General features: G+C 58.5%; 19 protein-coding genes and 2 pseudogenes. 7 read left to right on the forward strand and 14 right to left on the reverse strand.

What is annotated here, in order from left to right; translation table 11 throughout:
• Nucleotides 1-53 precede the first annotated feature (53 nt).
• On the forward strand, nt 54-710 hold the full coding sequence (gene xopAW, locus JSY17_RS17030; RefSeq protein WP_206402503.1) for a XopAW family type III secretion system calcium-binding effector: 657 nt from the start codon (nt 54-56) through the stop codon (nt 708-710).
• A gap of 41 nt (nt 711-751) precedes the next feature.
• Here the strand turns inward: xopAW and JSY17_RS17035 are convergent, their stop codons facing one another.
• The 8 genes from JSY17_RS17035 to JSY17_RS17070 form a co-directional block, all read right to left on the reverse strand.
• Nucleotides 752-1,804 carry an AI-2E family transporter gene (locus tag JSY17_RS17035; RefSeq protein ID WP_206402504.1) on the reverse strand — a complete coding sequence of 351 codons (1,053 nt, stop codon included), beginning with the start codon at nt 1,802-1,804 and terminating at the stop codon, nt 752-754.
• Nucleotides 1,805-1,849: 45 nt separating this feature from the next.
• The gene (locus JSY17_RS17040; protein WP_183133963.1) at nt 1,850-2,668 is read right to left on the reverse strand and encodes a DUF4892 domain-containing protein; all 819 of its coding nucleotides are present in this window, start codon (nt 2,666-2,668) and stop codon (nt 1,850-1,852) included.
• A 139-nt stretch (nt 2,669-2,807) separates the two neighbouring features.
• Nucleotides 2,808-3,662 (reverse strand): alpha/beta fold hydrolase, encoded by an 855-nt coding sequence (locus JSY17_RS17045; RefSeq protein WP_206402505.1) that lies wholly within the window; start codon nt 3,660-3,662, stop codon nt 2,808-2,810.
• Nucleotides 3,659-4,468: an alpha/beta fold hydrolase gene (locus tag JSY17_RS17050; RefSeq protein WP_117186826.1), complete on the reverse strand. Its 810-nt coding sequence runs from the start codon at nt 4,466-4,468 to the stop codon at nt 3,659-3,661. The genes JSY17_RS17045 and JSY17_RS17050 overlap by 4 nt, the downstream gene beginning before the upstream one ends.
• Nucleotides 4,469-4,589: 121 nt before the next feature.
• On the reverse strand, nt 4,590-5,033 hold the full coding sequence (locus tag JSY17_RS17055; RefSeq protein WP_117164274.1) for a hotdog fold thioesterase: 444 nt from the start codon (nt 5,031-5,033) through the stop codon (nt 4,590-4,592).
• Nucleotides 5,034-5,115: 82 nt separating this feature from the next.
• Nucleotides 5,116-5,571: a phosphohistidine phosphatase SixA gene (sixA, locus tag JSY17_RS17060; protein ID WP_117184362.1), complete on the reverse strand. Its 456-nt coding sequence runs from the start codon at nt 5,569-5,571 to the stop codon at nt 5,116-5,118.
• The gene (locus JSY17_RS17065; protein WP_117184361.1) at nt 5,568-5,912 is read right to left on the reverse strand and encodes a DUF4389 domain-containing protein; all 345 of its coding nucleotides are present in this window, start codon (nt 5,910-5,912) and stop codon (nt 5,568-5,570) included. The genes sixA and JSY17_RS17065 overlap by 4 nt, the downstream gene beginning before the upstream one ends.
• Before the next feature lie 25 nt (nt 5,913-5,937).
• Complete coding sequence (locus JSY17_RS17070; protein WP_206402507.1) at nt 5,938-6,963, reverse strand: NAD(P)H-dependent glycerol-3-phosphate dehydrogenase; 1,026 nt, start codon at nt 6,961-6,963, stop codon at nt 5,938-5,940.
• A 292-nt stretch (nt 6,964-7,255) separates the two neighbouring features.
• Here JSY17_RS17070 and JSY17_RS17075 point away from each other — a divergent pair.
• The 5 genes and pseudogenes from JSY17_RS17075 to JSY17_RS17090 all read left to right on the forward strand — a co-directional run.
• Nucleotides 7,256-8,702 (forward strand): annotated as a pseudogene (locus JSY17_RS17075) (ATP-binding protein); the annotation flags it as partial.
• A gap of 62 nt (nt 8,703-8,764) precedes the next feature.
• A pseudogene (locus JSY17_RS26090) lies at nt 8,765-9,154 on the forward strand (response regulator); the annotation flags it as partial.
• 225 nt (nt 9,155-9,379) lie between these two features.
• Nucleotides 9,380-9,895, forward strand: coding sequence for a 3-hydroxyacyl-[acyl-carrier-protein] dehydratase FabA (fabA, locus tag JSY17_RS17080; protein ID WP_117164269.1), 516 nt, complete (start codon nt 9,380-9,382; stop codon nt 9,893-9,895).
• 10 nt (nt 9,896-9,905) lie between these two features.
• Nucleotides 9,906-11,126, forward strand: coding sequence for a beta-ketoacyl-ACP synthase I (fabB, locus tag JSY17_RS17085; protein WP_122371221.1), 1,221 nt, complete (start codon nt 9,906-9,908; stop codon nt 11,124-11,126).
• 98 nt (nt 11,127-11,224) lie between these two features.
• Nucleotides 11,225-12,079, forward strand: coding sequence for a pirin family protein (locus JSY17_RS17090; protein WP_122371220.1), 855 nt, complete (start codon nt 11,225-11,227; stop codon nt 12,077-12,079).
• Between the two features lie 69 nt (nt 12,080-12,148).
• Here JSY17_RS17090 and JSY17_RS17095 read toward each other — a convergent pair whose 3' ends face one another.
• Nucleotides 12,149-12,877, reverse strand: coding sequence for a dienelactone hydrolase family protein (locus JSY17_RS17095; RefSeq protein WP_206402509.1), 729 nt, complete (start codon nt 12,875-12,877; stop codon nt 12,149-12,151).
• A gap of 82 nt (nt 12,878-12,959) precedes the next feature.
• A complete protein-coding gene (htpG, locus tag JSY17_RS17100; protein ID WP_117186864.1) occupies nt 12,960-14,867 on the reverse strand; it encodes a molecular chaperone HtpG in 1,908 nt (635 codons plus the stop codon).
• Between the two features lie 365 nt (nt 14,868-15,232).
• On the opposite strand from htpG, the gene JSY17_RS17105 reads away from it, so the two are divergent.
• Nucleotides 15,233-15,490: a hypothetical protein gene (locus JSY17_RS17105; RefSeq protein WP_117164265.1), complete on the forward strand. Its 258-nt coding sequence runs from the start codon at nt 15,233-15,235 to the stop codon at nt 15,488-15,490.
• A gap of 108 nt (nt 15,491-15,598) precedes the next feature.
• Here the strand turns inward: JSY17_RS17105 and brnQ are convergent, their stop codons facing one another.
• The 4 genes from brnQ to lpdA all read right to left on the reverse strand — a co-directional run bounded on the left by brnQ (nt 15,599) and on the right by lpdA (nt 21,042).
• Nucleotides 15,599-16,912 (reverse strand): branched-chain amino acid transport system II carrier protein, encoded by a 1,314-nt coding sequence (brnQ, locus tag JSY17_RS17110; RefSeq protein ID WP_206402510.1) that lies wholly within the window; start codon nt 16,910-16,912, stop codon nt 15,599-15,601.
• Between the two features lie 434 nt (nt 16,913-17,346).
• Nucleotides 17,347-18,231: a succinate--CoA ligase subunit alpha gene (sucD, locus tag JSY17_RS17115; RefSeq protein ID WP_025260628.1), complete on the reverse strand. Its 885-nt coding sequence runs from the start codon at nt 18,229-18,231 to the stop codon at nt 17,347-17,349.
• Nucleotides 18,231-19,397 carry an ADP-forming succinate--CoA ligase subunit beta gene (gene sucC / locus JSY17_RS17120; protein WP_117164263.1) on the reverse strand — a complete coding sequence of 389 codons (1,167 nt, stop codon included), beginning with the start codon at nt 19,395-19,397 and terminating at the stop codon, nt 18,231-18,233. The genes sucD and sucC overlap by 1 nt, the downstream gene beginning before the upstream one ends.
• A 208-nt stretch (nt 19,398-19,605) precedes the next feature.
• Nucleotides 19,606-21,042 carry a dihydrolipoyl dehydrogenase gene (gene lpdA / locus JSY17_RS17125; RefSeq protein WP_117164262.1) on the reverse strand — a complete coding sequence of 479 codons (1,437 nt, stop codon included), beginning with the start codon at nt 21,040-21,042 and terminating at the stop codon, nt 19,606-19,608.
• Nucleotides 21,043-21,201: the final 159 nt, after the last annotated feature.

The following is a 21,201-nucleotide window of genomic DNA, read 5'->3' on the forward strand; positions in this document are numbered from 1 at the left end:
TTCATCAGCCGGTGCACCGCCATCGGCACTATCAACCTCAGGGAGTCAGTCCAATGATCAGTGGCATCAGCAGCAGTTATTCGAGCTACAGCAGCTCGAGCAGTTTGACTTCAGGCACCAGCAGCAAGAAATTTCAGGAAGAATTGCTGGCCAGACTCGATACCGACGGCGATGGCAGCATCAACAAGGACGAACTGAGCTCGGCGCTTTCTTCCGACAAGAAAGACGGGATTACCGTCAGCCTGAGCGAAGCGTTCAGCAGTCTGGACAGTAACGATGATGACAGCCTGGATGCCGATGAACTGGCAGCGCTGACACCACCACCGCCACCGCCTGCCACAGACCTGGCGGAAGACCTGCTCAGTTCGCTGGACACTGACGGCGACGGTTCGATCAACAGCGACGAGTTGACCACCGGCCTCACCAATGCAGGCAGCACAGCCGACAGCACTAAAGTGTTCGATGCCCTGGACACCAACGAAGACGGCACTGTCAGCATTGAAGAACTGGCCGCCAGCCTGCAACCTCAGCAACCACCTGCCGGTCCGCCGCCTGCACAGAATGCCAGTGTCAGCAGCACTGACAGCGAGCAGACCAGCGCCAGCCAGGTGACTGCCCAGGCCTTGAGCAAGATGATTGCTGCATTGGGCGAGCGTTATAACACCGAAGGCAGCAAGCCTGTCGGCAAATACCTCGACACAGCAGCCTGACCGGGAAACCGCCGCTGACCGGCGTCAAGCGGCGGGATCTTCTAGCGATGATTCTTGATGATTCGCTCGCCCACAACCCAGTCGGTCAACAGGCTGTAGGCCACCGCCAGCAGCGTCGGCCCGATGAACAGGCCGATAAAACCGAACGCCAGCAAACCGCCAAATACCCCCAGCAGCACGATCACCAGCGGCAGGTTGCCGCCACGGCTGATCAGATACGGCTTAAGTACGTTGTCCACGCCACTGATGATGAATGTGCCCCACAGGCCCAGGAACACTGCCATGCCATATTCGCCCTGCCAGACCAGCCAGGCAGTGGCCGGTATCCAGACCAGTGGCGGCCCCATGGGAATCAGGCTGAACAGGAAGGTCAGGATACCCAGCACCAGCGCACCGGGAATGCCAGCGATCAGGAAACCGATCAGGGCCAGGATGGCCTGGGCTGCGGCAGTACCGATCACACCATTGACCACACGCTGCACGGTAGCGGCCACCAAATCCAGATAATACTGGGCCCGGTCACCGATCAGGCGCTCCAGCAGGCTGAGCACGAAGGCCGCCAGCCTCGGACCGTCACGATAGAAGAAGAACGCGAACACGATGCTCAGGCTCAGTTCCAGAATGCCGCCGCCGATCTGGGCACTCCGGGCCAGCAACCAGTTGCCGACTTCTCCCAGATAAGGCCTGGCAGCAGTCATCAACGCTGCACCCTGCTGATCGATGGTGTTCCAGATCCCTACCAACCGCTCGCCCACCAGCGGAATCCCCGCCAGCCAGGCCGGAGGATCGGGCAATCCGTCGACCTGAACATCCTTGATGAACGCCGTTGCGTCACGCACATGGTCGGCAAGGTTGAACCCAAGCCAGACCAGCGGCGCGGCCACCAGTAGCAACCAGCACAGGCTCATCACCAGAGCGGCCAGCGATTCGCGGCCCTTGAACCAGTGAGTCAGCAAACGCATCAGCGGCCAGCTGGCAAACGCCAGCACAGCGCCCCAGACCAGTGCCGACCAGAATGGGGCCATTACCCAGAGACAGGCACCCAATAGCACCAACAACAGGATCTGCACCAGCAGGCGGTCGTTATTGAACATGGAGGACACCTATCCAGACAAGAAAGCGGACGTCTTGCACAGAGCCTAGCGGATTACCTCTATGACAAGACCTGCCTTATCGACACTGCCCGTCTCCAATCGTGCCGTGCGTACCCCCTTGGCAACCAGTGCTTCGCGCCATGCATCGGCATGGGTGCCCGAAACCGTGGCGCGCAAGGTGCTGTCCAGATTCAGGCCACGGGACAGTAAAGTCACCCAGCGCTCCTCGGGTTCGCCACCCAGCCGTGGCAGTTCCAGCCTGCCGGTGCTTCTGAGCTGGCGCAGCAAGGTGGCGGACGTCGGCAACAGTTCGCCCAGAGGGGCGGCGGCCGTGAACTGCTCGACATGCAGGTAAGCCCGACGATTGCCGCGAGTGATGCCGTACAGGGCCACCAGGGTTTCGCTGTCAGGCTCGGCCAGTCTCAGCAGCAGATAGGCCTGACGGTCATCGGCGCCATAGAGCTTGGAGTTACCGAAGACATCATTGGCCCACAGGCTGCTTTCGCCACAATCACGGGCCTGACACCAGAACAACAGCTCGGCCCCCTGCTTCTGCAAGGCTTCACGAGCAGCCGTGAACGCTTCATCCGAAGTGCGTTCGGCAGGCAACTGGTAGGTGACCGAGGTGAGATTGCCACGGGCATTGACCTGACCGTCAAAACGCAACTGGCCGCTGATCTTGCGGATCGCCCCCATCGGGTAGATACGTTCCAGTTCGGCAGCGGGCCGGTAATCGACTATTTCCGCATCGGTCAGACGCGGCACGATATTCAGGTCATGACTGCCCGGCACATCGGCGGCAGACACCAGAGCGCTGAACAGTGAAGCACACAGCATGACCAATGGAGCACGGGATAAACGCATGGATGCTCTCATCGACTTGCTAGAGGAGAAATGGAACGGACAACGTCGCCATCAAGGCAAATGTAAACGGCAATAGGCTGGTCCATCATGATTGACTCCTGTTTCGATTCTTGCAGCGTCGACAGTTGCCTGTTGCAAGTCAAGGCGCAGCGAAGAAGCGATTGAAACAGTCTGCAACAGAGCTTGCGCCCTCTTCGTCATTCAAGTGCAGATGATGCCCGCCGGACAGGCTTTTGACCTGAAATGGCAGCCCTGACAGCAGCTCCCGATTCCTGGCCAGCATTCCGTCTTCAGCCATTACCAATTGTGTCGGACACTTGATTCCGTCGACAAAGTTCATGGCCTGCCGGTGACTGAAGCGCATGGCCGAGGGCAATGTCAGACGACTGTCGCTGCGCCAGGTGTAACCGCCGGGGACCGGCATCAGTCCACGCTGGGCCAGCAATTGCGCCGCTTCACGACTGACGGCAACCATCCCCCTCATGCGTACTTCTATGGCGCGCTCCTGATCCGGATACACCGGCTTCTGCTTGCCGGGCAAGGCCAGTTGCGCCTCGATGGCCATGCGCATGCGATTCACTGTCTCGTCGGCTTCGCCGGTCAGCGGCAGCAACCCGTCGATCAGGGCCAGACGCTGCACTCGCTCAGGCATCGAAGCCGCCAGAATCACCGAGATGATTGCTCCCAGCGAATGCCCCAACAGGGAAAAGCGCTGCCAGCCCAATTGCTCCGCTACCTGCAGCACATCAAATACATAATCGACCAGATTGTAGCTCGCCCCTGCAGGACGATGATCGGAGTGACCGTGACCTGCCAGATCCAGCGCCACGATACGCAGGCCTTCAAGCCGCGGCGCCAGCCGGGCAAAGCTGTTGGCGTTATCGAGCCAGCCGTGCAAGGCGATTACCGGCTGGCCGTCTTCAGGCCCGAACAGATGCGCGGCCAGTTCGATATGTCCCAGACTCAGGCAAACTTCTTCTACTGCATGGCTCATGGGCCAGTAACCTCCATGCGTCGGGCGTCCCAACGGGTAAACAATGATTTGAGCATCTGCGCTGTTTCGACAGGCCGCTCCAGAGGAAACATGTGCCCTCCCGGCATCGACAGGTATTCACCGTCGCGCAGACGTCTGGCCTGATAGCCATGATGGGGCAATACCACCCGGCTGTGTTTACCGCGCACCATGGCCAGCGGCACGCTGAGTTGCCGCGAAGGCTTGGGGCTGGTGTGCGGAATGCTGCGATAAATGCTGATTTCCGTGGCGGCATCGAAGCGCAGACGCAACTGTTCGCCATCGACTCGCAGGCCATGTTGCAGATAAGCATCGAAACAGTCCGGGTCGAAACGGCGGAACAACATCTTGCTGGAGAAATAATCACGCGCCGCCGCTGCATCGCTGAAGGCTTCGCGACGCCCCAGAGTACGGCCTGCGGGCGTGATGCGATCGATGAAACCGAAACGCTTGGCGGCGCGGATCATCCATTGATCCAGCAGACTCAGGACCGGCGAATCGAGCATCACCACACCTCGGTACAACTCCGGGCAACGCAGCGCTGCATGAAAGTGCAGCACACCACCCAGGGAATGCCCGACACCCCAGACGGGTGCCGGCTGTTCGCGCAAATGATGGATCAGTTCATCCACCAGATTCAGCCAGTTGTCATCGACCGGGAAACGCGGGTCGTGGGCATGCTGTTCCAGATGGGCAACCGAGTACTCCGGTGCCAGCGCGGAGAACAGCTTGCCGTAGGTCGCCGACGGAAAACCGTTGGCGTGAGCAAAGAAGATATGTTGCGACATGCCGACGCACTCGATGGCCGAATCTGTGGCGATTGTGCGCACCCCGTCAGGGCTACGGCAACGATTGGAAGTGCCATCGAAGGTGACACTCCGGCCATCGGGTTGGCCGGAGTGTCGGCATTCAACGTGCCGGCGGCTCCTGCCCATGGGGAACGACCGCGACGGTCAGGCGAGAGATGCAGCATGGCTTGCCCTCCTCGTTGCTGATGCGGATATCCCACACATGGGTCGTACGGCCGAGATGAACCGGACGTACCACACCCGTCACACGCCCGCTGCGCACGCCACGCAGGTGGTTGGCGTTGACCTCCAGTCCCACGCAAAAGAACTTGCTGCTGTCGACCACCAGAAAGCTGGCCATGGACCCGAGGGATTCCGCCAGCACCACGGATGCCCCGCCATGCAGCAGGCCGAAAGGCTGATGGGTACGCTGATCGACCACCATGCTGCCGGTCAGGGAATCTTCGGTAAACGAGTCGAGGCGAATATCCAGCACTTCGCCAATGGTGTTCTTCTGGCCTGCATTGAGGCTTTCGAGATTGGGAGTTTCACGCCATATGGTCATGCCTGATCCTTTTTATAAATGCACTTGATCATGCGTAGATACCGCCTTGCTCGCAACGGGGTATGAACCGCGCATCCTTGATTCAAACGTGGCGAACACTCAGCAGTGTCATGCCGCCCGCCGTTGCAAACTCGCCTTCGAGTTCGGCCAGGCTGGCAGTGCTCATGGGTTGGGCGTGCTGATAACTGCCATGCACCAGCAGACCGACCAATGCGCCAACCAGGGGCTGATGGCTGACCAGCAGGATGTCGTCGGCAGCCTGAAGGTCAAGATGACTCAGGACCTGACGCGGATCGCTGTCGGGAGTCAACCAGGGGACGGTTACAATCGGCTCGCTGAAACCCAGCGCATGACGAACCAGTTCGGCGGTCTGTTGCGCCCGCACGTAAGGACTGGCCACGATTCGCTGCAGCGGCTTGCCTTGCAGATGCGCAGCGCTCTTGAGCACTTCTTCGCGGCCATGGGCCGTCAGTTCACGCTCGGAGTCGCTGCGCGCCCGGGATTGCGCCTCTCCATGGCGCAGTACCCAGACCTTCACAGTTTTGGCTCTTCATCACGCACCGGATGCGGTGCAGGATCGACACGATGCGCAGCCTCGCCCTCCGGAGCACGCGGCGTCGGCCAGTCGGCGAACGGCCAAGGTTTCTGATCGCTGTGAAAAGTCCCGAAGCGACCGATCTGCGCCAAAAACTGGCTCAGGCTGTCACCGAAGTTCATCAGGCTGCCGCTGGGCGCACCATAGATCAGGCGATAGACAAGTTGCACCACCACGACACCTGCCAGGACAATCTCCGCGACCTGCCAGGCAATGACGAACAGCAGCATCCACAGGATGCGCAACAGGATCGATTCGTTCTTCTGGATTTTGGATTCGTTCAAGATCTTCTCCCTGATGAAATGGAATTCAGTTGAAACCCGTGGTGGAAATGAAATCGACGTCCGTCTTGGGCTCTGCGCGCATCAGCGCTTCGATGACCTGGTTGAGCGTACGACCTTCAAAAAGAATTGCATGCAGGCCAGCGACCAACGGCATATAGACCTGCACCTGCTGCGCCTTGACCTTGAGCACCTTGAGAGTGTTCACGCCCTCGGCCACTTCGCCCAGACGGCTCACCGCTTCGTCCAGATTCAAGCCCTGCCCCAGGGCGAACCCCACCTGATAGTTGCGGCTCTTGGGCGAGGAGCAGGTCACGATCAGGTCGCCGACACCGGCAAGCCCCAGAAACGTCATGGGGTTGGCCCCCTGACTGACCGCAAAGCGGGTCATTTCGGCCAGGGCGCGGGTAATCAGCATGCTCTTGGTGTTTTCACCCATGCCCAGCGCCACGGCCATGCCTGCAATGATTGCATAGACATTCTTCAGCGCACCGCCCAGTTCCACGCCGAAACGGTCGTTACTGGCATAGACCCGAAAGGTACGGCCGTGCAGCGCAGCCTGAACCCGCTGGCACAGTTCTTCATCTTCGCTGGCGACCACAGTTGCGGTCAGCGCATCTTCGGCGATCTCCCGGGCCAGGTTGGGGCCGGACAACACACCGATACGAGCATCGGGCACGATCTCTTCGAGAATCTGGCTCATGAGCTTGAACGTCTGGGCCTCGATGCCCTTGGTCAGGCTCACCAGCATCTTGCCGTTCAAACGCTCGACATGGGGCGCCAGCACGGTGCGCAGGGCACTTGAGGGCAAGGCGACGAAAATCAGCTCGCACGCCTCGACGGTTGCAGTGAGATCGGTCACAGGCTCGACTTCAGGCCTGACCTTGATGCCCTTCAGATAACGAGGGTTTTCACGGTTGTCGCGAATCGCTTGGGCCTGCTCCGGGTCGCGCATCCATTGGCGCACCTGATGGCCGTTCTGTGCCAACAGGTTTGCAATGGCAGTGCCGAAGCTGCCGCCACCAAGAACCGCTACAGGTTGCTGTGTGGTCATAAACCAATCCATCCAGGGCCATTCAACTGGCGATGACGCATTATACGGAGCGTTGACGCATCGGCCAGCGGCAAACGCTCCCCCCATGGACCTGAGCGCATTGCAGTCACACAAGTTCCATGGAAATTGCCGTCATCTCGGTTAACATGCGCCGATGCAGCATGGATTATCGTGGCAAACGGCTTTGACGCTGTGCCGATGCAAATGCTATGACCCGAACCACAGAGCGCAGAAGCATGGACGCCACACTCCACTTCCTGGATTGCCACACGGCCCAGAAGGCACGCAGCCAATGAAACTGCGTCACTGGGATATTCATACCCGCACCCAGATCATAAGCCTGGGCCCGGCACTGATCCTGACACTGCTGCTGGTCAGCTTCTTCACTTTCGTGCGGATTCAGGACCTGCGTCAGGAACTCAATCATATCGGGCAACTGATCGCCAACCAGTTGGCACCAGCGTCGGAAACCGGGGTCATTCTAGGGGATATCGAAACCCTCAAGAGCCTGATGCGGGCGACCCTGTCCATGCCCAACGTCCGCTATGTGGAAATCCAGGACAGCAACAACAATGTGCTGATCTACATCGAACAGCCACACCAGAGCGCCAACCACTCGCTGCAGACGGAAACCTTCCAGGCCCCCATCCACTCGCAACATGCGAGTGTGAATCACAATATCGCGACCTCGGGAGGCTATCTGGGCCGAGTACTGGTGGGCATGTCCAGCGAGGCGTTCAGCCAGCGCCAGCAGGAAATCCTGCTCAAGGCCGGCATACTGGCGCTGTTCGCGCTTCTGTTTACCTTTCTGCTGGCCAGGCGTCTGGCCCTGAGCCTGTCGCAACCGATCAGCGACATGGGCGAAGCGCTCAAGGCCATTCAACAAGGCGACTACCATACACCCCTGCCCGTCAGCGACGATGCCGAGCTGGGAGCCCTGGCCAGACACATCAACAATCTGGCCTCGAACCTGGACAAGGCCAGTACCGAGCAGCAGCGCTCCATGGCTCAGTTGATCCAGACCCGGGAGGAAGCCGAACAGGCCAACCGGGCCAAATCCGACTTTCTGGCGATGATGAGCCATGAACTGCGCACCCCCATGAATGGCGTGCTGGGCATGCTGCAATTACTGGAAACCACCCGCATGACTGACGAGCAGGCCGAATACGCGGCGCTGGCTACCGAGTCTACCGAACACCTGCTGCGGGTCATCAATGACATTCTCGACTTCTCCCGTATCGAACGCGATGCCCTGCAGATCGAAGGCATCACCTTCAATCTGGCCGAACTGGTCAACGCCTCGATCCAGGCCTTCATCCACAGCGCCCAGCAACGCAATCTGCTGCTGGAACGACAGATACAACCGGGCCTGGAGTCGCTGAACGTAGTGGGCGATCCCACCCGTATCCGCCAGATTCTGGTCAACCTGATCGGCAATGCCCTGAAGTTCACAGAAGTGGGCAGCGTGCGCATAGAAGTGGGCTGGGAAGACCTGGACAACGATCAGGTACGCTTCATATGCACCGTACGCGACAGCGGAATCGGCATTCATGCGGATCGGCTGGAGTCCATGTTCGATGCCTTCAAGCAGGCCGACAGTTCCATTTCCCGGCGCTATGGCGGCACCGGGCTGGGCCTGCCGATTGCCCGCACGCTTGCCGAGCGCATGGGCGGCACCCTGCATGCACAGAGCGAAGAAGGCATCGGCTCCATCTTTACTTTGCAGATCCCGCTGCCGTTATGCAGCATGACGGCCGCAACCAAGGCGCAGCCACTGCCGGGTATCGAGTCCTGCAACCGGGAACGCTGTGTATTGCTGGTCGAGGACAACCCGGTCAACCGTACCGTGGTCACGGCCATGCTGCACAACATGGGCTGCAAGGTGGATGTCGCGCTCGACGGCGCACAGGCCGTCATCAAGGCTGCCGCAGGAAATTACGCGCTGATTCTCATGGATTGCCGACTGCCGGTCATGGATGGCTATGAAGCAACCCGCAGAATCCGGCAACTTTCGGGGCTGGGCGAGTTGCCGATCATCGCTCTGACGGCTAATGTCCTGCAGGGTGATCGTGACGCCTGTTTACAGGCGGGCATGAACGACTATCTGGCAAAACCCTTCAAACATGCTGATTTACAGCAGATTTTGCAGCGTTGGCTATCCTTTCGAGCGGCTGCGACTGGCGATAAATGATAAATTGCGGCAGTCTTGGGGATCGGACCGCCCAATGATATCGGTCGAATGACGTATTTCAGTGCACAGGTGTACTTTGATTTTCCCTTGCGCTGTGACTTTCACTTCAACGCAACAGTCTATGAGTAGGCTGCCGGACAGAGTCCTGGCGAATTAGTCCGCCAGGACTGGCGATAGGGCCAGTGGCGCCCCATCTTGCCGCACAAAGATTATTGAGGAGCTCGCATGACCAAACAACACGCCTTTACCCGGGAAGACCTGCTGCGCTGCAGTCGCGGCGAGCTGTTCGGACCAGGTAACGCGCAACTGCCCGCCCCCAACATGCTGATGGTTGATCGCATCACCCACATCAGCGAGGAAGGCGGCAAGTACGGCAAAGGTGAATTGGTCGCCGAGCTGGATATCAATCCAGACCTGTGGTTCTTCGCCTGTCACTTCGAAGGCGACCCGGTCATGCCAGGCTGCCTGGGCCTCGATGCCATGTGGCAGCTGGTAGGTTTCTTCCTGGGCTGGCAGGGTCTGCCAGGCCGTGGCCGTGCACTGGGCTCGGGCGAAGTGAAGTTCTTCGGCCAGGTCCTGCCGAGCGCCAGCAAGGTCACCTATAACATTCAGATCAAGCGCGTCCTCAAAGGCAAGCTGAACCTGGCCATTGCCGATGGTTCGGTGACTGTCGACGGCCGCGAGATCTACACCGCCGAAGGCCTGCGGGTCGGCGTCTTCACTTCCACTGAAAACTTCTAAGGGTAATCGCATGCGCCGCGTCGTTATCACTGGTCTGGGCATTGTTTCCTGCTTGGGCAATGACAAAGAGACCGTCACCGCCAACCTGCGTGCCAACCGCCCTGGCATCCGGTTCAATCCGGAATATGCCGAAATGGGTCTGCGCAGCCAGGTTTCCGGCTCCATCGACCTCAACCTCGAAGAACTGATCGATCGCAAGATCTTCCGTTTCGTCGGCCACGCGGCAGCCTATGCCTACCTGGCGATGAAAGACGCCATTGCCGACTCCGGCCTGAGCGAAGAACAGGTTTCCAACGTGCGCACCGGCCTGATCGCCGGCAGCGGCGGCGCTTCCACTCTGAACCAGATGGAAGCACTGGACACCCTGCGCGAAAAAGGCGTCAAGCGCGTCGGTCCATATCGCGTCACCCGGACCATGGGCAGCACCGTTTCGGCGTGCCTGGCCACTCCGTTCAAGATCAAGGGCGTGAACTATTCCATCTCGTCCGCCTGCGCCACCAGCGCCCACTGCATCGGTAACGCAGTCGAGCAGATCCAGCTGGGCAAGCAGGACATCGTCTTTGCTGGCGGCGGTGAAGAAGAGCACTGGACCCAGTCTTTCCTTTTCGACGCCATGGGCGCTCTGTCCACCCAGTACAACGAAACCCCGGAAAAGGCCTCCCGCGCCTACGACGCCAAGCGTGACGGTTTCGTCATTGCCGGCGGTGGCGGCATGGTAGTTGTCGAAGAGCTGGAACACGCTCTGGCACGTGGCGCCAAGATCTACGCTGAAATCGTCGGCTACGGCGCGACTTCCGATGGCTACGACATGGTCGCTCCAAGCGGTGAAGGCGCTATCCGCTGCATGCAGATGGCTCTGTCCACCGTTGACGGCAAGATCGACTACCTCAACACCCACGGCACCTCGACTCCGGTCGGCGACGCCAAGGAAATGGAAGGTGTTCGCGAAGTCTTCGGCACCGACGCTCCAGCCATCAGCTCGACCAAGAGCCTGTCCGGTCACTCCCTGGGTGCTGCCGGCGTGCATGAAGCCATCTACTGCCTGCTGATGATGGAAAACAACTTCATTGCCGGTTCCGCCAACATCGACGAACTGGACCCGGTTGTCGCCGACATGCCGATCCTGCTCAAGACTCGCGAAGATGCCAAGCTCGACCTGGTCATGAGCAACAGCTTCGGCTTTGGTGGCACCAACGCCACACTGGTCATGAAACGCTGGCAGGGCAAGTAATACGCCCATCGCCACGTAATAGAGAAGGCGCCTTTCGAGGCGCCTTTTTCATGTCTGCGATATGCTTGGGCATTGCCCCGACTGCAGAGACAAGCCACATGCTCACTATCAAACCACGCGCCGAAGACGTGGAAGGACAACCGATCCTGCGCCCCCTGCCCTCGGCAAAATGCAGAAACGTCGGCCCCTTCGTGTTTTTCGATCACATGCTGGAAAACGAGTATGCGCCGGGCACGGGCATGGATATTCGCCAGCATCCGCACATCGGCCTGTCGACCCTGACCTACCTGCTTGAAGGCCAGCTACAGCACAAGGACAGCCTGGGCAGCGACCAGTTGGTCGGCCCCGGCGACGTCAGCTGGATGACCTCCGGCAGCGCCATCGCCCATATCGAACGCACCCCCTCCTCCCTGATGGCCAGCGGCTCGCGCCTGCATGGCCTGCAGGTCTGGCTGGCTTCTCCAAGAGAACACGAACAGGGAAATGGTCATTATGGCTACTACCCGGCACAGAGCCTGCCATGCAGCGAAGCGCAGGGAATCCGCATTCGCATGATCGCAGGCAACGGTTTCTGCCTGACCTCGCCTGTAGCGGTGCAGTCCCCCACCCTGTACGCCGAATTGCATCTGCAGAATGCCACAACCCTGCGCATCCCCACCGAACATGAAGAACGGGCACTTTACGTGCTGGAAGGTGAAGCATCGCTGGATGGCGAACCGGTCACACCTCGCAGTCTGGTGGTGCTGGAACCAGGCACTGAAATGAACCTCTGCGCAGAAAGCGACTGCCATGCGGTACTGATAGGAGGCGCACCACTGGACGGCCCACGTCGCATGAACTGGAATTTCGTGGCCAGCGACAAGGCCCTGATAGAACAGGCAAAAACTCGTTGGGCAAGCGGAGACTGGCCGACCGTGCCGGGGGAAGTTGGCAGGATTGAACTGCCTGGATGAACTTCGCGACTGAAGTGGCTCCCATTCAATGGGTAGAAGCGAATTCAGTCGCGAAAGGCCCTTTACGACTTAACCGAACACTTCACCCAACAGGTTATGCATGGCAGTAAACGCACGCCTCGATACTTTTGCGTCGTACATCATCATGCCCGGCACATTGGCGCCCGGATCGGTGAACGAGTGGAACGCGCCGCCGTAGCTCAGCAACTGCCAATCCACACCCGCGGCATTCATTTCGTCTTCGAACGCTGGCAATTGCTCTTTGGGCACCAACGGGTCGGAAGCGCCGTGCAGGACCAGTACCGCTCCCTTGATGTTGTTCGCATCGGCAGGGTTCGGGGTGTCCAGGGTGCCATGGAAAGAGATGGCGGCTTTCAGTTCTGCACCGGTACGCGCCAGCTCAAGGGAGCAGCAGCCGCCAAAGCAGAAACCGAAAGTTGCGATCCGGCTCGTATCCAGCGACACATCGCCCTGGTCCAGCAATTGATCGAGAGCGGCCTGCATGCGCTTGCGCAGCAAGGCGCGGTCATTCTTGAGGGGGGTCATGGCGGCGCCCGCCTCGTCATTGTTGGACGGACGAATGCTCTGGCCATACAGGTCGGCCAGCAATACGACATAACCCTGTTCGGCAACCGACCTGGCGATGGCTTCAGCGCCCTGACTGACGCCCATCCAGTTGGGTGCCATCAATAATCCCGGACGCGCAGAGCTTGCAGCTGCGTCGTATACCAGACGGCTCTCATAAGGCTGTCCATCGATCTGATAGACCACGGAACGGACAGTAATAGTGCTGCTCATTGCTGACTCCTGCTCATTGAAGGGAAGTGATAAACCGTAAAATCAGAAAACCCGCCGAAGCGGGTTTTCTTTCAACCGGTGATCAAACCGACAGTTCGACCAGCAACTTGTTCAGACGGCGCACGTAGGCAGCCGGATCTTTCAAGCTGTCGCCAGCGGCCAATGCCGCCTGATCGAACAGGATGTGCGACAGGTCGCCGAAGCGCTCTTCGCTCTGCTCTTGATCGAGCTTGCCGATCAGAGGATGAGACGGGTTGAACTCGAAGATAGGCTTGGAATCCGGGACCTTCTGGCCACTGGCTTCCAGGATCTGACGCATCTGCAGACCCAGATCCTGCTCACCGATGGCCAGAATCGCCGGAGAATCGGTCAGGCGATGGGAAACCCGGACTTCGCTCACAGACTCGCCAAGCGCAGTCTTGAGGCGCTCGATCAGGCCCTCCTTCTCCTTGGCGATCTCTTCCTGAGCCTTCTTGTCCTCTTCGGAATCAAGCTTGCCCAGATCCAGATCGCCACGCGCTACATCGACAAAACCCTTGCCATCGAAATCGCTCAGGTAGCTCATCAGCCACTCGTCGATACGATCGGTCAGCAGCAGCACTTCGATGCCTTTCTTGCGGAAGACTTCCAGGTGCGGGCTGTTCTTGACCTGAGCGTAGGACTCACCGGTGAGGTAGTAAATCTTGTCCTGACCTTCCTTGGCGCGAGCCAGGTATTCGGCCAGGGAAACGCTCTGCTCGCCGCTGTCGTCGCTGGTAGAGGCGAAGCGCAGCAAGCCGGCGATTTTTTCCTTGTTGGCGAAGTCTTCTGCCGGGCCTTCTTTCAGCACCTGGCCAAAGTTCTTCCAGAAGCCCTTGTATTGCTCAGGCTCGTTCTTGGCCAGTTTTTCCAGCATGTCCAGCACGCGCTTGGTCAGCGCGGACTTCATCGAATCGATGATCGGGTCTTTCTGCAGGATTTCACGGGATACGTTCAGCGACAGGTCATTGGAGTCGACCACGCCCTTGATGAAACGCAGGTACAGCGGCAGGAAGGACTCGGCCTGATCCATGACAAACACGCGCTGCACGTACAGCTTCAGGCCGCGAGGCGCTTCACGCTGGTACAGATCGAACGGCGCACGCCCGGGGACATACAGCAGCGAGGTGTATTCCAGCTTGCCTTCGACCTTGTTGTGGCTCCAGCTCAGCGGATTCTCGTAGTCGTGAGCAACGTGCTTGTAGAACTCCTGATATTCCTCGTCCTTCACATCAGTGCGCGAACGGGTCCAGAGTGCACTGGCACGGTTGACGGTTTCCCACTCCAGCTCGGGAGCCTCTTCGCCTTCGGCAGCCGGAGCCTGCTCTTTGGGCAGCTCGATCGGCAAGGCGATATGGTCGGAATACTTCTTGATGATATTGCGCAGACGATAACCATCGGCGAACTCGTCTTCACCGTTCTTCAGGTGCAGGACGATACGGGTACCGCGCTCGGCCTTCTCGATGGTAGCGACTTCAAACTCGCCCTCGCCCCTTGAGGACCAGTGCACGCCCTCACCTGCTGGCAGACCGGCACGACGGCTGAACACTTCGACCTTATCGGCAACGATGAATGCCGAGTAGAAACCCACACCGAACTGACCGATCAGGTGCGAATCCTTCTTCTGGTCGCCCGACAGGTTTTTCATGAAATCTGCGGTACCGGATTTGGCGATGGTACCCAGATGGGTAATCACATCGTCACGGCTCATACCGATGCCGTTGTCTTCGAGAGTGACGGTCTTGGCGTCCTTGTCGAAGGTGACGCGAATCTTCAGCTCGGAGCCACCTTCCAGCAGCTCAGGCTTGGACAGGGCTTCAAAGCGCAGCTTGTCGACCGCGTCGGAGGCGTTGGAAATCAATTCGCGAAGGAATATTTCCTTGTTTGAATACAGCGAATGGATCATGAGGTGCAGCAGTTGCTTTACCTCGGTCTGGAAGCCCAGGGTTTCCTTTTGAGTTTCCACACTCATGGTCATCAAACTCCAAGTGGATGATATAAGCCACCACGTCCAGACTCAGGCCTGTGTGGCAGCGGGTAGTCATCAAAGTGGGGGCTGGGACCTGGATTTCAAGAGCGCAAAAATATCCGGCGCAATTCTTTGCCGAAAAGCTCGTAGCAAAAAACTGAAGCCAAGGTGCGCACCACCTGCACAACGCCCCGTTGTTTCATGGCCAAGACGGATATTCCATGAACGCAATCCCGAGTCGTCGACGGTGAACTCATACCTGTAAGGATGAAGGAACAGGCGCATTGGATATTCCGATAATCCGTTGGAACTTAACTTACAGGCCCGTGCTCTGAGGCAAGTAGTTAATCAATAAGGAGAAATACCCCATGCGTAAATCTTTAGCCTATGCCTTGATGCTTTCTGCCACATTGGGTCTTGCTGCCTGCGACAAGAAATCCGAAAACACCCAGCAAGAAGCCAACAAGGCAGCTCAACAATCCCAGGAGTCCATGGAGAAGGCTCAGGAAAAAGTGAATGATGCGGCCAAGGAAAGCCAGGAAGCTGCTCAGAAGAATGCGGAAGCCGCACAACAGCGCGCCGCTGAAGCTCCTGCTCCGGCGCCAGAGACAGCGCCAGCCAAATAAGCCACGCCCGAGGGTCTCCGTAAAAACAATAAAGCCCGTTATTCAACGGGCTTTATTTTGTCCAGCTGTAAAACAGCTATTACAGCAGCGTATCAACTCATTACAGCATCATGCCAACGCTTCGCTGCGCTTGCCGGCGATGCGATCGAATACTACAGCACCGAACAGGGTAATCACCGAAGGCACCAGCCAGGCCAGCCCCTGCTCGCTCAGCGGCAGATTAGCCAGTACACCCGGCAGATACTCGGCAAGTCCGGCACCCTTCACGGCATCGATAATGCCGAACAGCAGGGAAACCAGCATGACCGGCGCGATGACCCGCCCCTGACTGTTCCACAGCCCTTTGCAGAAGCTCAGACCGACCAGCACGATGCACGGTGGATAGATCGCCGTGAGAACCGGAATCGAGAACTGGATCAGATTGGTCAGGCCAAGGTTGGACACCAACAGGGAAAACAGCGCCAGGATGATGACCAGCGCCTTGTAGGACAGCGGCACAATACGGCTGAAATACTCGGCACAGGCACAGGTCAGGCCCACAGCAGTCACCAGGCAGGCCAACGAAATCAGCACCGCCAGAAAACCACTGCCCAGCGAGCCCGAGGTGTGTTGCACATAAGCATGCAGCACCGCCGCGCCATTGCTCGCCCCTGCCGCGACTGCATGGCTGCCGGAACCCAGGCGGAACAGACTGATGTACACCAGCGCCAGACCCACGCCCGCGATAAGACCGGCAATGATTGCATAGCGGGTAATCAGACGTGGTGACTCGACGCCTCGCGAGCGAATGGCATTGACGATGACGATACCGAACACCAGCGCCCCGAGCGTATCCATGGTCAGGTAGCCATTGATGAAGCCTTGGGAAAAGGGTGCAGCCACATAAGCTGCCTCGGCAGGACCGACATCACCGGCTGGCAGCATGAAGGCTGCAACACCGAGCACCGCCAGAGCAATGATTTTCAAAGGGCCCAGGAAACGGCCAACGGTATCCAGCAAACGCCCTGGGTACATGGAAACCCAGAACACCACCAGGAAATAGACCAGGCTGTAGAGGAACAGCGCCAGCGGGCTCTCCCCTGTCAGCGGGGCCAGACCGACTTCAAACGACACAGTGGCGGTACGCGGAGTCGCGAAGAGCGGACCGACGGCCAGATAACAGACCGCCGCCAGAATGCCGCCAGCGACCTTGCCGATAGGGCTGCTCAGGTCGTCCATCGCACCGCCGACCTTGGCCAGGGCAATAACGGTGACGACCGGCAAGCCTACAGCGGTAACCAGAAAGCCCAGCGCTGCCATCCACACATGGTGTCCGGCATGCAGGCCTACGATAGGCGGGAAGATGATGTTACCAGCGCCCACAAACAGGGCGAATGTCATGAAACCCAGTGCCAGGATGTCCTGGCCTTTCAACACTTTCATCGAGGGAAACCACACTGCCAAATCAGGATTAAAAGAGAGGATTCCCGAGGGTCAGGGAAGCAATGCCCACCCTTTTAAGGCTGGCAATAAAGCGCCAGGTTTCCTTGTGGGAAACGGACGACGCGAAAGGTTGCTAGCCTAACGAAACGCCCGATAAAACGCACTAGAAAAGAGCGCAGGAGCGACGAGACGCACTTGAATGTAGCGATTTACTATTCATTCGTGCATGAAACTCGCGAAAAGATGGATGCTCCGACAAACAGCCAAGAGTAGTGCCGAGTAATTGAGATCACATTGTGGGAGGCAGCTTGCTGGCGACCTCACGCTGGGAATACTGCCTCGCAGACAAGTCCGCTCCCACAAAGTGGCGCCCCAAACGCACAAAGGCCACCCGAAGGTGGCCTTTGCTGAAGCATCAATCAGTCAGCCGGAGCTTACTTCTTGACTTCCCAACCAGTCAGCTCAGCCAGGGCTTTGCCGATGTCTGCCAGGGAACGTACGGTTTTCACGCCAGCGTCTTGCAGAGCAGCGAATTTCTCGTCTGCAGTGCCTTTACCGCCGGAGATGATTGCACCTGCGTGGCCCATGCGCTTGCCCGGAGGAGCAGTCACACCAGCGATGTAGGAAACAACCGGCTTGGTCACGTTAGCCTTGATGTAGGCAGCCGCTTCTTCTTCAGCCGAACCGCCGATCTCACCGATCATGACGATCGCTTCGGTCTTCGGATCTTCCTGGAACAGTTTCAGGATGTCGATGAAGTTGGAGCCAGGGATCGGGTCACCACCGATACCGACGCAGGTGGACTGACCGAAACCGGCGTCAGTGGTCTGCTTGACCGCTTCGTAGGTCAGGGTGCCGGAACGCGACACGATACCGACCTTGCCTGGCAAGTGGATGTGACCTGGCATGATGCCGATCTTGCACTCGCCCGGAGTGATGACGCCTGGGCAGTTAGGGCCGATCAGGACCACACCCAGCTCGTCGCACTTGACCTTGGCTTCCAGCATGTCGATGGTAGGAATGCCTTCGGTGATGCAGACGATCAGCTTGATACCGCCGAAAGCTGCTTCAAGGATGGAGTCCTTGCAGAAAGGAGCCGGAACGTAGATGACCGATGCGTCAGCGCCGGTAGCCGCTACAGCTTCTTTCACGGTGTTGAACACTGGCAGGTTCAGGTGAGTGGTGCCACCTTTGCCTGGAGTCACGCCGCCAACCATTTTGGTGCCGTAGGCAATGGCTTGCTCGGAGTGGAAGGTACCTTGCGAACCAGTGAAACCCTGGCAGATAACCTTGGTGTCTTTATTGATCAGAACGCTCATTACTTGCCCTCCGCAGCTTTGACAACTTGTTGAGCAGCGTCGGTCAGGCTGGTAGCCGCGATGATGTTCAAACCGCTTTCTGCCAGTACTTTAGCGCCCAGCTCAGCGTTGTTGCCTTCAAGGCGAACAACAACCGGGATTTTAACGCCGACTTCTTTCACTGCACCGATGATGCCTTCGGCAATCATGTCGCAACGAACGATGCCGCCGAAGATGTTGACCAGTACTGCTGCGACATTGGTGTCGGACAGAATGATCTTGAACGCTTCGGTAACGCGCTCTTTGGTAGCACCGCCGCCGACGTCCAGGAAGTTGGCTGGCTTGCCGCCATGCAGGTTGACGATGTCCATGGTACCCATGGCCAGACCGGCACCGTTGACCATGCAGCCGATGTTGCCTTCCAGCGCTACGTAGTTCAGTTCGAACTTGGCAGCGTGCGCTTCGCGCGGATCATCCTGGGATGGATCGTGGAAAGCCTTCAGCTTTGGCTGACGGTACATGGCGTTGGCGTCGATGTTGATCTTGGCATCCAGGCAGTGCAGATCGCCGTCAGCCTTGATTACCAGCGGGTTCACTTCCAGCAGGGCCAGATCGTGATCCTGGAACAGCTTGGCCAGACCGGTGAAGATCTTGGCGAACTGGGCAACCTGTTTGCCTTCCAGACCCAGCTGGAAAGCCAGCTCGCGACCCTGGAATGGCTGAGCGCCAACCAGTGGATCGATAGTAGCCTTGAGAATCTTTTCAGGAGTGTCGTGAGCGATCTTCTCGATGTCCACGCCACCTTCGGTGGAAGCCATGAACACGATACGACGGCTGGAACGATCGACTACAGCGCCCAGGTACAGCTCTTTGGCGATGTCAGTGCAGGATTCGACCAGGATCTTGGTCACTGGTTGACCGTTGGCGTCGGTCTGGTAAGTCACCAGACGCTTGCCCAGCCACTGCTGTGCGAACGCTGCTGCGTCCTCTTTGCTGCGAACCAGCTTGACGCCGCCCGCTTTACCGCGACCACCAGCGTGAACCTGGGCCTTGACGACCCACTCGGTACCACCAATCTTGTCGCAAGCTTCTGCTGCTGCTTCCGGGGTGTCTACTGCGAAGCCTTTGGATACTGGCAGGCCGTATTCAGCGAACAGCTGCTTACCCTGATACTCGTGAAGATTCATGCTTATTACCGTCTTCGTTTAGGTACTGCGCATTCGGTGCTGCACATTCATTGTGCCGCACCACCTGTGACCGCTACTCCCGGATGGCTCCAGAGTGTCATTCAACACACCTGAAGCCGCCTGAGAGGTCGAGTCCGGCGGACTTTCCGCGGTGAGTCTTGCTCGCAAGGCTCACGACGGGCAGTCCGTCGTGGTTTCTCTTGTTGTCTTAACGCTTTTTGCGGTTCTGGATGTGGATGGCACCGCCATTCACCGCCAGGGCCGCTTCGTGAAGCGATTCGGACAGGGTCGGGTGCGAGAAGACCATCATGCCGATGTCTTCTGCACTGCTACCGAATTCCATTGCAATCGCGCCTTGCTGAACCAGCTCGGCAGCGCTTGGGCCAATGACATGCACGCCCAGTACGCGGTCGGTCTTGGCATCGGCGATGACCTTGACGAAACCGCCAGTGTCGTTGGCGGCCAAGGCACGACCACTGGCTGCGAACGGGAAGGTGCCGACATTGACTTCAACGCCTTCGCTCTTCAGGGTCTGCTCGGTTTTACCAACCCACGCGATTTCCGGGTGAGTGTAGATAACCGAAGGAATCAGATTGTAGTTCATCTGAGCCTTGTGGCCCTTGATGCGCTCGACAACCATGATGCCCTCTTCCGAGGCTTTATGCGCCAGCATCAGACCACGAACCACGTCACCGATGGCGTAAACGCCCGGTACGCTGGTGGTGCAGTAGTCGTCGACGTAGATGAAGCCACGCTCATCCAGGTCCACGCCACTGTCGGCAGCCAGCAGGTCGGTGGTCACAGGGCGACGACCGACGGCAACGATCAGACGATCGAAAGTGATGGTCTGCTCGCCGGTTGCGTCGGTGTAGCTGACCACAACTTCTTCGCCATCGACCTTGGAGCCGGTCACGCGAGCACCCAGCTTGATATCCAGGCCCTGCTTGGTGAAGGTTTTCAGCGCTTCCTTGGAAACGGCTTCGTCAGCAGCAGGGATGAACTTGTCCAGAGCTTCCAGAACGGTTACCTGAGCGCCCAGACGAGCCCATACCGAGCCCAGTTCCAGACCGATGACGCCAGCGCCGATCACGCCCAGACGCTTTGGTACGGCCTGGAATTCCAGAGCACCGGTGGAGTCGACGATGACTTTCTGGTCGACCGGAGCCGGCGGAATGTCGATCGGACGCGAGCCGGAAGCCAGGATCACGTGCTCGGCTTCGATGATTTCAACGGTGCCATCAGCAGCAGTCAGCTCGACTTTCTTGCCGGCCAGCAGTTTGCCGTGGCCTTGCAGAGTGGTCACGCCGTTAGCCTTGAACAGGCTGGAAACGCCGCCAGTCAGGTTCTTGACGATGGTGGTCTTGCGGCCAACCATCGCAGGAACGTCAATGGATACTTCCGAAGTCGAAATACCGTGAACGCCGAAGGCGTTCTTGGCTTCGTAGAACTTCCAGGAGCTGTCCAGCAGAGCCTTGGAAGGAATGCAACCAACGTTCAGGCAGGTACCGCCCAAGGCCAGTTTGCCTTCCTTGTCCTGATACTTCTCGATGCAGGCAGTCTTGAAACCAAGTTGCGCAGCCTTGATGGCGGCAACATAACCGCCAGGGCCTGCGCCAATCACTACCACGTCGAATTTCTGGGACATAAAAAAGATTCCTTTTTAGCTGCGAGCTTCAAGCTGCAAGGCACAAGCCGATCTGCATTGTTCTGCAGAACAGGCTTGCAGCCTGTTAATTAGATGCAACATACCGCCCCAGGCTGCAGGTCGTTGCGCTTCTGTCTCGAAGCTTGCGACTTGCAGCTT

Origin of the sequence: Pseudomonas capsici, assembly GCF_017165765.1 — a bacterium.
Lineage (GTDB): Bacteria > Pseudomonadota > Gammaproteobacteria > Pseudomonadales > Pseudomonadaceae > Aquipseudomonas > Aquipseudomonas capsici.